Source organism: Pseudomonas sp. TAE6080, assembly GCF_018732265.1.
Classification (GTDB): domain Bacteria; phylum Pseudomonadota; class Gammaproteobacteria; order Pseudomonadales; family Pseudomonadaceae; genus Aquipseudomonas; species Aquipseudomonas brenneri.
In genome coordinates this window covers 137,080-149,547 of sequence record NZ_JAHIDY010000004.1, presented here as the reverse complement: position 1 = coordinate 149,547, position 12,468 = coordinate 137,080, and the positions used below count along the sequence as shown (strand labels likewise).

Genomic DNA, 12,468 nt, shown 5'->3' with positions numbered 1-12,468 from the left:
TCGCTTCAATGCACCTGAACGCCCAGCACGTTAAACACGGCCTCGGCCACGGCGTCGATCGTGCCATGCGTCACCGCATCCACCGGCGAGCGACCGCCCAAGCCTTCGAGCGGTTCGGACAGTGCGCGGTAGATCGTCCAGTGATCGATACCCTCGACCTCCTGAAGCACGGTTTGGGTCAACTGCTGCTTTACCGGGTCGAGCTGCCAGTCGGGCAGCTTCTGACCGCGCGGCCCCACGTTCAGCGCCAGCAGCCGACGCGCGAGGATGTCCTTGTAGATCTGCTGGCGCGACTTGTCCGCCAGCTTGGCGAACTCCGCGGGCGGCAGGTTGTGCGGCTGGTTGAAGGTTTCCAGTAGCACCGCACGGCCTCGCTGGACGTCGGTTTCATTCGGTGCCCAGCGCGTGTCGGCGCGCAGCGCGGCCGCCTTGCGTGCAAGGGCCTGCCCAACGGTCTCCCCCTGCAAGTTGGCGGGCAGTGTTACCGCTTCCACGCGCTCGTGGACGAACGCCTGCAACTCGGCCGCGAAAGCCGTGGCATCCCGGATTTCGACGGTATCCGCGAAGCGGCGTACATCTTCCACCGTGACGCGCGGCAGACGGTCGGCAATGAATTCAATGGCAGTGGGCATGGTCATCTCCCAAGTAGGTTTGAGACAGGTTTCACTCTAGTCGCCTTTGTCGCGTTTGTCAACTTTGACGCCTAGAAAGCAACCTACCCGGCGGAAGCAGCGCCTTCGCAGCATAGACCGAGGCCAGCGCCTGGTCGCCGTCCAATGCATTCGAGCGGGTTCCACATTGACGGTGGAGCCGCGATCCAGGCCCCGCTATACCGAAACGGTTAAAGGCCAAAGGGTCGAAATGGCAAGGGAATGGGGTGCAAGGGGAAAGGCCCTACCTCGAAAAGGCCAAAAGGCCTCCCGGTCGGCCCGTCATTAGGACACCTCACATGCTCTCCCTGTTCCAGCGAAAACGGCCCCCGGTCGCTGCCGCACCGACGCCATCACCCGTCACCGACCTCCCGAAAGGGCTGCTGCGTCCTGAGTCGGCCGCATCGCTGCTGGCCACCCCACGCCGGCAGAAGCTGCTGGAGCACATCTGGCAGCGCACGTCGCTCTCACACCGGCAATTCGTCACCCTGTACCGCACGCCCCTGGAACGCTACGCCGAACTGGTCCAAGCCTTTCCGGCCTCCGAAGCGCATCACCATGCCTATCCGGGCGGCATGCTCGACCACGGCCTGGAGATCGTGGCCTACAGCCTGAAACTGCGGCAGTCCCATCTGCTGCCCATCGGTGCCAGTCCCGAAGACCAGGCGGCGCAGTCCGAAGCCTGGACCGCCGCCGTCGCCTATGCTGCGCTGCTCCACGATATTGGCAAGATCGCCGTCGATCTACACGTCGAACTGGCCGACGGCAGTACTTGGCATCCGTGGCATGGCCCGCTGCACCAGGCGTACCGATTTCGCTACCGTGACGACCGCGAATACCGCCTGCACAGCGCCGCAACAGGCTTGCTCTATCGCCAACTGCTCGACCGCCACGTCCTGGACTGGCTCAGCGACTATCCGGCTCTCTGGGCACCGCTGCTCTATGTGCTGGCCGGTCAGTACGAACATGCCGGTGTACTGGGGGAACTCGTCGTGCAAGCAGACCGGGCGTCGGTGGCCCAGGAGCTGGGCGGCGATCCGGCGCGCGCCATGGCCGCGCCTAAGCACGCACTGCAACGCAAGCTGCTGGACGGGTTGCGCTACCTGCTCAAGGAACAGTTGAAGCTGAACCAGCCGGAAGCCTCCGATGGCTGGCTCACCGAGGATGGTTTGTGGCTGGTGAGCAAGACGGTCTCGGACAAACTGCGCGCACACCTCCTGTCTCAGGGGATCGATGGCATTCCTGCGAACAACACCGCCGTGTTCAACGTGCTGCAGGACCACGGCATGCTCCAGCCCACCTCGGACGGCAAAGCGGTCTGGCGCGCGACCGTCACCAGCACGACCGGCTGGTCCCATTCGTTCACCCTGTTGCGTCTCGCTCCCGCGCTGATCTGGGAGTCTGGCGAGCGACCAGCACCTTTCGCAGGCACGGTAGAGATCGACGCGACGCCCGCAGAAAACGACGCCAGCATGTCGGCTCCCGTGCCAACCGTCTCGGTGAACCCAGCGCAGGGAGGTCAAGAGCCTCCAATTTGGGAGGACGACAGCACCACCATCGTTTCACCGCCCGCGGCCCAGCCCGTGCCCGACGTCATGGAGGACTTGCTCGCGATGGTGGGCTTAGGTGAGTCGGCCGGCGTTGGACAGGATGCCGAAGAGTTCCTCCACCCTCCCGCGCCAGCAACAGCCGCGACGTCCATTCCATCACCTGTACCCGCGCCTACGCCTGGGTCATCGGCAACGAAGCCATCCACGGAACAGTTCATGGTTTGGCTGAAGCAGGGAATCACCTCACGACGGCTCATCATCAACGACGCGAAGGCGCTCGTGCATACGGTGAATGACACGGCCTACCTGGTCAGCCCGGGTGTGTTCCAACGCTATGCGCAGGAGCATCCCGAAGTGGCCGCGCTCGCCAAGCAGGAGAATCAACAGGATTGGCAGTGGGTGCAGAAGCGCTTCGAGAAGCTGCAGCTACATCGCAAGCACCCCAATGGCCTGAACATTTGGACCTGTGAAGTCACGGGCCCGAGGAAGTCCCGCCGACTGCATGGCTACCTCCTTGAAGATGGGTCCTTGGCATTCCCCGAAATACCGCCCAACAATCCCTATCTTGCTCTGACTCAGGAAGGATGACGCGATTCGGGCATTGATCGCCACCGTCGTTTGGCGACGATCAATACCCCGCGAAAGCTGGCAACATTTGGCGAACTGAGCTACTCGGCCCGCGCCAACTCCTGCGCAAGGAACGGAGCGGTTCGGCTGCCAGACGTTCGGGCCACCTGCTGAGGGGAGCCCGCCACCACGATGCTGCCGCCGGCAGCGCCTGCACCAGGCCCCACGTCGATCACCCAATCGGCCTGAGCCACCGCGCGCATATCGTGCTCGATCATCACCACGGTGTTGCCGGCATCGACCAGGCGCTGCAACTGCACCAGCAGCCGGTCGGCATCGGACGCATGCAGCCCGGTGGTTGGCTCGTCGAGCACGTACAGGCTTCGGCCGCGCTGGCTGCGCTGAAGCTCGGTCGCCAGCTTGATGCGCTGCGCCTCGCCACCGGAAAGTTCCGTGGCCGGTTGCCCCAGGCGCAGATAGCCCAATCCGATATCGCGCAGCAATTGCAGGGGCCGGGCCACGGCGTCTTCACCCGCAAAGAATTCGCTGGCTTCGTCCACGGTCATCTGCAGCACCTCGGCGATGTTGCGCCCGTTCCATTGCACCTTCAGCGTGGCCTCGTTGTAGCGTGCGCCATGGCACGTCGGACACGGGGCGTACACGCTGGGCATGAACAGCAACTCCACACTGACGAAGCCCTCGCCCTCGCAGGTCTCGCAACGCCCCTTAGCCACGTTGAACGAGAAGCGCCCGGCGTCATAGCGGCGGCGTCGCGCATCGGGCGTGGCGGCGAACAGCTTGCGCACGTGGTCGAACAGGCCGGTGTAGGTGGCCAGGTTGGACCGGGGCGTGCGCCCGATCGGCTTCTGGTCCACCTGCACCAGGCGCTGTATGGCGTCCACGTCGCCCGCCAGATGACCGCCAGTCGCTTCGATCACTGCCGGCCCTTCGCTGGTGGCGCTTTCGGCCGCGTCGTCCTCGGGCTCGTGGCCCAGGTGCAGTAGCACCAGCTCCGGCAGCGCCTGCGCGACGAGGCTGGACTTGCCCGAGCCGGAGATGCCGGTGACGGCCGTCAGCACGCCCAGCGGAATGCGTGCGTCCACGCCATGCAGGTTGTGACGATGGATGCCCTGCAGCTCCAGCCAGCCGGTCGCTTCGCGTGCCCGGCTTCCCGGCGCGGCGATTTCGTCGAACAGATAGCGGGCGGTGCGCGATTCGGCAATCTTGCGCAGGCCGTCCGGCTCGCCGCTGTAGAGCACGCGGCCGCCACGCTCCCCGGCATCCGGCCCCACATCCACCAGCCATTGCGCGCGGCGCATCAGGTCCAGGTCGTGCTCGACCACGAACACCGAGTTGCCCGCGTCACGCAGCCGGTCGAGCGCGTCGTACAGCGCCTGGCTGTCGGAGGGGTGCAACCCCGCCGAGGGCTCGTCGAGCACGTACACAACACCGAACAGCAGGGAACTCAATTGCGTGGCCAGCCGCAGGCGCTGCAACTCGCCGGCCGAAAGCGTCGGCGTGGCCCGGTCCAGCGTCAGGTAACCCAGGCCCAGCCCACGCAGTTGACGCAGGCGCGCCATCACACCGCCGGCCAGGCGCTGCGCGGCGAGGCGCTTTTCTTCCGACAGCGCGGAGGTGCGGCGCACGTCGGGCGATACCGCATGGACGGCACGGCCGGAGGCCGCGCGTTCGGCACGGTCGCGTCGGGTCGCTTCCTTGTCCGTAGCCGCCCCCGCTGCATGGGCGCGGAAATCGCCCTGGGCAATGGGTTCGAGCAAGGCCGCCAACTGGTCCAGCGGCATCTGCATGAACGCGCCGATGTCCACGCCGGCGAAGGTGACCGACAGCGCCTCGGGCTTGAGCCGCTTGCCGTGGCAGGTGGGGCACGGCTTGCCCTCCATGAACCGGGACACGCGCTTTCTCATCAGTGCGCTTTGGGTATTGGCAAAGGTGTGCAGCACATACCGCCGGGCGCCGGTGAAGGTGCCCATGTAGCTCGGCTCCATCTTGCGCTTGAGCGCCGTGCGGGTCTCGGCGGGCGTGAAGCCGGCGTACACCGGCACTGTCGGTGTTTCCTCGGTGAACAGAATCCAGTCGCGGTCCTTCTTCGGCAGGTCCTTCCACGGTCGGTCAACGTCGTAGCCCATGCTGACCAGGATGTCGCGCAGGTTCTGGCCTTGCCAGGCGGGGGGCCAGGAGGCGATCGCCCGCTCGCGGATGCTCAGGGAGGGATCGGGCACCATGATGGCCTCGGTCACCTCGTACACATGGCCCAGGCCGTGGCAGGTCGGGCACGCTCCCTGCGGCGTGTTGGGCGAAAAATCCTCGGCGTACAGCATCGGCTGGTTGGCTGGGTAGGCGCCGGCGCGCGAATACATCATCCGCACCAGGCTGGACAGGGTGGTCACACTGCCCACGGAGGAACGCGCGTTGCTGGAGCCCCGCTGCTGTTGCAACGCCACCGCCGGCGGCAGGCCGTCGATCGCATCGACGTCCGGCACGCCGGCCTGGTCGATCAGGCGCCGCGCATAGGGGGCCACCGACTCGAAGTAGCGCCGCTGCGCCTCGGCGTAGATGGTGCCGAAGGCCAGCGAGGACTTGCCGGAGCCGGAAACGCCGGAGAACACCACCAGCGCGTTACGCGGGATGGAAACGTCCACCTCTTTGAGGTTGTTCTCGCGCGCGCCGCGCACTTCCACCATGCCGCTGGCCGCAGCGGTACAAGAGGATTCACCGAAAGAATTGTTTGGCATGTTCTTATCCTGTAGTTCGTCCCGCTCAGGACGGGACTTCCTGAGTTCGGGGGCCGCGGCGACTGGCTTCGAGCGCCGCGGTGACAGTGCGGGCGTCGTAGCTGCCGCGCAGACGACGACCCTCGACGAAGAACGTCGGCGTGGCGTGCGCACCGCTGGCGACGGCACTGGCGAGGTCGCGCTCGACACGCTCGATCACCGCGGTGCTGTCGAGATCCGCGATGAACCGTTCGACGTCGAGCCCAAGCTCGGCGGCGTAGCCGATCAGATGCTCGCGCTCCAGCGCATGCTGACGGGTGAACACGAAGTCCAGCCACGGCCAGAACATCCCCTGGTTCGCCGCTGCCTCGGACGCCCGCGCGGCAATCGGCCCGTGCGGGTGGTGCGGCAGATGGCGCACCACATACCGCAGGTCGTCCCCGAAGTGGGCGCGCAGATCGTCCCACGAACCGGTGGCGTGCGCACAGTACGCGCACTCGAAGTCCACGTACTCGACGAGTGTGAGCTGGGCGTCCTCCGGCCCGCGGATGTGATCGATCTCCGGATCGACCGGTGGCTCAAGCACCATCGGCAGGTCAGCGGTCTTCTCACCCCACCGCTGGGCGGCGACCTTGAAGATCAGCCACCCGAGCAACGTGGCGAACACCATCGACACGAGCACGCCGACCGTCGCCTGGCGGCCCAAGTCGGAGGTCGTGCCGAACGCGAGCCCGATGATCAGCAGCGACACGGTGAACCCGATCCCGGACAGTGCCGCACCACCGAACACGCTGCCCACCCCGACGCCCTCGGGCAGCCGGCCCAGGCCGAGACGGACGGCGATGAGAGTGATGAGCCCGATGCCCAGGAGCTTGCCGAGCACGAGCCCTGCGATGACGCCCCACGTGACTGGCGAGCCGAAGGCCTCGGCGAGCAGCCCGCCACGCACGTCCACTCCGGCGTTCGCCAAGGCGAACACCGGCACGATCAGCAGCGCCGTCGGCAGCCGCAGGAACTCGTGCAATCGCTCGTTCACCGAGATACCCCGGGACAGCCCGCAGTCCACCGCGCGGGCCGATGCGGCACTCGGAGACTGCCAGAAGTCGCGGAACAGTTGTTTTGCCGCGACGACCTTGTGACGTTGCGTCGCGTAGGCGGGGATCAGCAGCCCCGCGGCCATCCCGGCGAGAGAGGCATGGATGCCGGAGTACACGGTTGCGAGCCACAGCACGATCACGATCAGCACATACGGCATTGCCCGCCACTGGCGGGTGCGCCCTAGCCGCCACAACGCAACGAGACTGGCGAGGGCGATCAACAACGGGACGATCCGAATCTCATCGCTATAGACGATGCCGATGATGGACACGGCGAGGAAGTCATCGACCACGGTCAGGGTGAGCAGGAACACGCGCAACTGACCGGATAGCCGCGGGCCGACGATCGCCAGGGTGCCCAGCATGAATGCCGTATCGGTGCCGACCACCGCCCCCCACCCGTGCAGGCCCTCACTTCCGGCCAGCCCCACGATCAGGACATACACCAGCGCGGGAAGCACGACACCCGCGACCCCCGCGATCAGAGCGAGACGGGCACGGCTGCGATCCCGGAGCGATCCGTGGGCGAACTCCTGACGCACCTCCAGGCCGATCAGGAAGAAGAAGACCACCATCAGGCCGTCGTTGACCCAGTGATGCAGGTCCATGTGCAGGCCCAGCGGCCCGAAGTCAAACCCGACGTCCAGGTGCCACAACTCGAAATAGGCATCGGATAGCGGCGAGTTCGCCCACGCCAGCGCCACGACCGTGACGATCACCAGCAGCACCGCAGCACCAGACTCCGTGCGCAGATAGCGGGCAACGCGTCCCCGGCTGATCTTCGCCGAGGATGCACCGAAAGAAGTGGCTGACATGTTCTTATCCTGTTCCTGTAGTTCGTGAAGTCGCGATGAGCCGGTTTCGGAGACGACCAGTCAGGCGTCCGCCTCTGGCAGCGTCCCATCATCCAGCGAGCGCAGCCAAGTAAGCCTTTCTCCCAGCCTGCGCTCAACACCTCTGTCCGTTGGCTGATACCAGCCCGGCCGCGCCACGCCCTCGGGAAAGTAGCTTTGCCCAGCGGCATAGCCGTTGGGCTCGTCATGGGCGTAGCGGTAGCCTTCGTGATACCCCATCTGCTGCATCAGCTTCGTCGGCGCATTGCGAAGATGGAGAGGCACAGGCAGGGAGCCGTTGTTCTTGACGAAGGCCTTCGCCTTGTTCCAGGCGGCATAGGCAGCGTTCGACTTGGGGGCGGCAGCAAGGTAGGTCGCCGCGTGGGCAATCGGTATTTCGCCTTCGGGGGAACCCAGCCTCTCATAAGCCAGCGCGGCATTGAGCGCCAGTTGCAGCGCCTGCGGGTCGGCATTGCCGATGTCTTCGCTGGCCACCACGATCATGCGGCGCGTCACCTGGCTGACGTCGCCGCTGCCGTCGAGGATGCGGGCCAGCCAGTACAGGGCCGCGTCGGGGTCGGAGCCCCGCAGCGACTTGTGGAAGGCGGAGAGCTGCCAGTAGAACTCGTCGCCGCCCTTGTCGAACCTGCGCAGTGATGGGCTGGTGGACAGTTTGGCAAACTCGCCATCGACCACGGCCTTGCCCGCGCCCGACGCAGCATTCGTCACCTGCTCAAGCAGATTGAGGAAGCGCCTGCCATCGCCATCGGCAAAGCCCTTGAGCAGATCCAGCGCGTCCGCGTCCAACGTGACGCCCTGGAGATGCGGCAGTGCGCGTTCGTAGAGCTGGTTCAGTTCGTCGCCGGACAGCGGTTCGAGGGTATAGACCTGCGCGCGCGAGAGCAGCGCGGAATTGACCGCCAGCCCCGGATGCTCGGTCGTCCCCCCCACCAGGGTCAGGAGCCCCGACTCGACATGGGGCAGTAGGGCATCCTGCTGCGCCTTGTTGAAGCGATGGATCTCATCGACGAAAAGCACCGTCGATCGACCATGGTTGTCCAGTTCTGCCTGGGCCTCGTCGATGGCTTGCCGGATGTCCTTCACCCCGGCAAGCACGGCCGAGATGGCGATGAATCGGCTGTCGGTCGCACTGGCGGCCAGGCGCCCCAGGGTGGTCTTGCCCACGCCTGGCGGCCCCCAGAGGATGAACGAGTGCAACTTGCCCGCCTCGAACGCGAGACGAAGCGGCTTGCCGGGGCCGAGCAAGTGCCGTTGCCCGACGAATTCATCCAGCGTCTTGGGCCGCAGGAGTTCGGCCAAGGGAGGCTTGGGCTTTGTCGTGAATAGATCGGTCAAGTTCCTCTCCCTGGCATTTCTGATAGTTGACGTTCCGATAACGTTGGCACCTCAATCCAGGGAGCCGGATTTGTCCAACGCCGCGGGCTCTTTGTCGCTAATCGCATGCATGATGATGCGAGAGCCGCGGTAGCCGATGCTGTGGTTCCATACCCAGCTCAAAGCGACGCTGAGACGATTTCGCGTACCGATCAGAAAGTAGATGTGCGCCAGCTTCCAGATCCACCACGCAAAGGCACCACGCAGCTTCACCCGCCCCATGTCAATCACCGCCAGGCTGCGGCCGATGGTGGCCAGGTTCCCCTGATGCCGGTATTTGAAAGGTCCGTCAGCGGGCTTGCCCTTCAAACGCCGTCCAATGAGGTTGGCGACGTACTTCCCTTGCTGTTTGGCGGCCGGGGCGATGCCCGGCACGGGCTTCCCATCGGCCATGGTGCACGAGGCTGTATCGCCGATGGCGAAGACCTCCGGCCGACCGGCCACCGTCAGGTCAGGGCCAACGACCACCCGACCCGCACGATCAGACGCAGCGCCCAGCCAGCGAGCCGCGGGAGACGCCTGGACTCCGGCGGCCCAGACGATGGTCTTGGCCGAAAGGGGCTTGCCACCGTACACCACGCCATCGGCCGAGCATTCGGTGACCGGCGTACCCAGCACGACCTCGACGCCGAGCTTTTCGAGCGCCTGGCGCGTATAGGCCGAAAGATCCTCTGGAAAGACGGACAACAGACGCGGGCCAGCCTCGATCAGTACAACCCGCGACGTGCTCGGGTCGATCGAGCGAAAGTCACGCGCCAGCGTGTCTCGTGCAAGCTCGGCGATGGTTCCGGCCAATTCAACCCCGGTGGGACCACCACCGATGATGACGAACGTCTGCAGCGCGGCACGCTGCTGAGGATCGCTCGTGCGCTCAGCCTCCTCGAAAGCCGCGAGGATTCGGCCCCGAATGGTCGTGGCATCTTCCAGCGTCTTCAACCCCGGCGCGAAAGCCCCCCATTCGTCGTGTCCGAAGTAGGCATGGGTAGCGCCTGTCGCGAGCACGAGCGTGTCGTAGGTTTGCCGCAATCCATTGTTGAGAATGACCTGACGCGCGTCCTGGTCGATACCTTCCACTTCCGCCATCAAGGTGTTCACTTCCGGGCGATTTCGGAAGAGATAGCGAATAGGCCAGGCGATCTCGGATGTCGAAAGTGACGCCCCTGCAACCTGGTAAAGCAAGGGTTGGAACAGGTGATGATTGCGCCGATCGATGATCGTCACATCGACCTCGGCACCAGCAAGCTGGTTGGCAACCTCGATCCCGCCGAAGCCCGCTCCGATAATGACGACGTGATGTCGGTTTTTGGAGGTCTTTGTCATGACCTGATCTCCTCTCTCTCAGCGTTTCAGCGCCGATGCGTGGTGTGCCATATGCTCGCCAATGAAACTGGCAATGAAGTAGTAGCTGTGGTCGTAGCCTGGGCGCAGATTCAACGTGAGCGGGTGCCCCGTCTCGTCGCAGGCCTTGCGCAGCAGGTCGGGCTGAAGCTGGCTCTCCAGGAACTCGTCGCCCAAGCCCTGGTCCACCAGCAACGGCAAACGCTCCTGCACGGTGCGAATCAGCTCCACGGTGTCGTACTGTTTCCACACCTCCCGATCGCTGCCCAGGTACGCCTCGAAGGCCTTGTGCCCCCAGGGAACCTGGGTGGGGGCGACGATGGGCGAGAAGGCCGAGACGCTTCGATAACGGCCCGGGTTGCGCAGGGCGATGACCAGAGCACCGTGTCCTCCCATGGAATGGCCGCTGATGCTCCGCTCCGCTGTCACGGGAAAGTGGGCCTCGATCAGCGCCGGCAGTTCCTGCACGACGTAGTCGTACATCCGATGATTCGCAGCCCAGGGTTCCTGTGTGGCATTGACGTAGAACCCCGCGCCCTGTCCGAGGTCATAGGCAGGATCGTCGGCAACGCCTTCGCCGCGAGCGCTGCTATCGGGCGCGACGACGGCAATGCCATGTTCGGCCGCGTAGCGCTGGACGGCGGACTTGGTGATGAAGTTCTGCTCGGTGCAGGTCAGGCCCGAAAGCCAGTACAGCACCGGCACTTTGCCGTGCTGCGCCTGCGGAGGCAGATAGACGCCGACCTTCATCGTGCAACCGAGCGTCGTCGATTCATGCTGATAAACGTCCTGCCAACCATCAAAGCTGGCGTGATGTTCGATGCGTTCCATGTAGTTCTCCTATGTTCAAAGGAACGGCGCAGCTCTCGCGCGCCAAGACGGCAGCTCGTCAGGAAGATTTCTCTTCCGCCACCGTGTCGCCGTGGGCATGCCTGATCCTGCGCACGATCCACCAGATCGTCAGCATCACCGCAGGCACCAGAACCGCCATCACCGGCGCCACGCTGTCGTGAACCATCGGAATGCCCTTGAGCAAGTAGCCGAGAAGACTCACGACGTAATAAGAAATTGCCGCGACCGACAGGCCTTCGACGGTCTGCTGAAGGCGCAATTGCATCTTGGCCCGGTTGTTCATCGACGCCAGCAGATCGCGGTTCTGGCGTTCAAGCTCAACGTCGATCCAGGAACGCAGCAACGCGATGGCCCGGGTCAGCTTGTCTGAGAGCTTGGCCTGGCGCTCCTTTACGGATTGGCATGTCCGCATGGCTGGAGCGATGCGGCGCTGCAGGAAATCCGCCCAGGTGCAGTACCCGGATACGGCCTCTTCCGAAAGCGCTGCCAGCCTTTCCTCGACGATCTCGTAGTAGGCACGGCTGGCACCGAAGCGATAGAGATTCGCCGCAACTCCAGCTTCCAGCTCGGCAGCCAGGCCGGTCAATTCGGACAGCAGCACGTCGCTGTCGCGCCGTTCCACCAAGCTCGTACACATCTCGTCGGTGATCGCCGCAAGGCGCGACTCCATGCGTCGCAGCTCCGACGTCATCGATCGTGTCAACGGCAGGGACAGCAACGCCAAGGTACGGTAGGTCTCGATCTCCAGCAGACGTTGAGCCAGCGCACCCGCCCGCGCCGGGGTCAAATCGCGGGCCAGGACGAGGATCTGCGTCAGGCCATCCTCATCCTGTCGGAAGTCGGTCAGAATGGCGGCAGAGCCGTTCTCCACCAGCGAGTAGCACAGGCTGGCAGGATCGAAGCGATCGGCCTCCTTCTCCGTTTCCGGCGTCCACGGAAGAAGTCTCAAACGGATGCCGGATACGACCGGGCCGGGAGGCACAAATCCATGCCTGAACGGGTTTTCGCCGCACGGCTCTCCCGTCTCGGAATCCAGCGAAGCGCACCAGAGATACGTCGAGAACTCGGTGTGCTTTTCACAGTGCAGGTCTCCTTCGTCCCATGTCACGCCGTGAAGCGGCGTAGCATGGTCGGGTTCGGCAACGCCGAAGCGATGAGACAACTCGCTCATCGCCATCTGATCCTTGGCCTGGTCGCCTTCGGTCATGAAAGCGAGCTGCAATATGCCGCGCGGGGCCTGAATCAACAGATGCGGGCGCGCATGCACTTCACCCACGGCGGCAGCACGATCGGTGTAGGCCGGCATGCCGTACACGGTGGCGGTCGGGGTGGGTTGTACGGTCGTCGTATTTATGTTGGCCGGCTCTTTCATAACGACCTCATTTCTTCTTGGTTGAAAAACACGCTTCAAAGCAAATGCCCGCAGCCATGCGTTTCGCACATGGCTGCGGGCC

General features: G+C 64.6%; 8 protein-coding genes. 1 reads left to right on the top strand and 7 read right to left on the bottom strand.

The window, feature by feature from the left end; genetic code table 11:
- Nucleotides 1–5 precede the first annotated feature (5 nt).
- Nucleotides 6–632, bottom strand: coding sequence for a hypothetical protein (locus tag KL786_RS05335; protein ID WP_009459635.1), 627 nt, complete (start codon nucleotides 630–632; stop codon nucleotides 6–8).
- A 317-nt stretch (nucleotides 633–949) separates the two neighbouring features.
- Here KL786_RS05335 and mobH point away from each other — a divergent pair, with 317 nt between their 5' ends.
- Nucleotides 950–2,788 (top strand): MobH family relaxase, encoded by a 1,839-nt coding sequence (gene mobH / locus KL786_RS05330; RefSeq protein WP_019726349.1) that lies wholly within the window; start codon nucleotides 950–952, stop codon nucleotides 2,786–2,788.
- Nucleotides 2,789–2,868: 80 nt separating this feature from the next.
- Here mobH and KL786_RS05325 read toward each other — a convergent pair whose 3' ends face one another.
- The 6 genes from KL786_RS05325 to KL786_RS05300 are packed head-to-tail and all read right to left on the bottom strand — an operon-like array spanning nucleotide 2,869 to nucleotide 12,386.
- Nucleotides 2,869–5,520, bottom strand: coding sequence for an excinuclease ABC subunit UvrA (locus KL786_RS05325; protein WP_019726350.1), 2,652 nt, complete (start codon nucleotides 5,518–5,520; stop codon nucleotides 2,869–2,871).
- Between the two features lie 25 nt (nucleotides 5,521–5,545).
- On the bottom strand, nucleotides 5,546–7,411 hold the full coding sequence (gene nhaA, locus KL786_RS05320) for a Na+/H+ antiporter NhaA (RefSeq protein WP_019726351.1): 1,866 nt from the start codon (nucleotides 7,409–7,411) through the stop codon (nucleotides 5,546–5,548).
- A 60-nt stretch (nucleotides 7,412–7,471) separates the two neighbouring features.
- Nucleotides 7,472–8,785 carry a replication-associated recombination protein A gene (locus KL786_RS05315; RefSeq protein WP_009459628.1) on the bottom strand — a complete coding sequence of 438 codons (1,314 nt, stop codon included), beginning with the start codon at nucleotides 8,783–8,785 and terminating at the stop codon, nucleotides 7,472–7,474.
- A 51-nt stretch (nucleotides 8,786–8,836) separates the two neighbouring features.
- Nucleotides 8,837–10,144 carry an NAD(P)/FAD-dependent oxidoreductase gene (locus KL786_RS05310; protein ID WP_019726352.1) on the bottom strand — a complete coding sequence of 436 codons (1,308 nt, stop codon included), beginning with the start codon at nucleotides 10,142–10,144 and terminating at the stop codon, nucleotides 8,837–8,839.
- A gap of 18 nt (nucleotides 10,145–10,162) precedes the next feature.
- The gene (fghA, locus tag KL786_RS05305) at nucleotides 10,163–10,993 is read right to left on the bottom strand and encodes an S-formylglutathione hydrolase (protein WP_007182551.1); all 831 of its coding nucleotides are present in this window, start codon (nucleotides 10,991–10,993) and stop codon (nucleotides 10,163–10,165) included.
- 58 nt (nucleotides 10,994–11,051) lie between these two features.
- Nucleotides 11,052–12,386: a DUF3422 family protein gene (locus KL786_RS05300; protein WP_019726353.1), complete on the bottom strand. Its 1,335-nt coding sequence runs from the start codon at nucleotides 12,384–12,386 to the stop codon at nucleotides 11,052–11,054.
- Nucleotides 12,387–12,468: the final 82 nt, after the last annotated feature.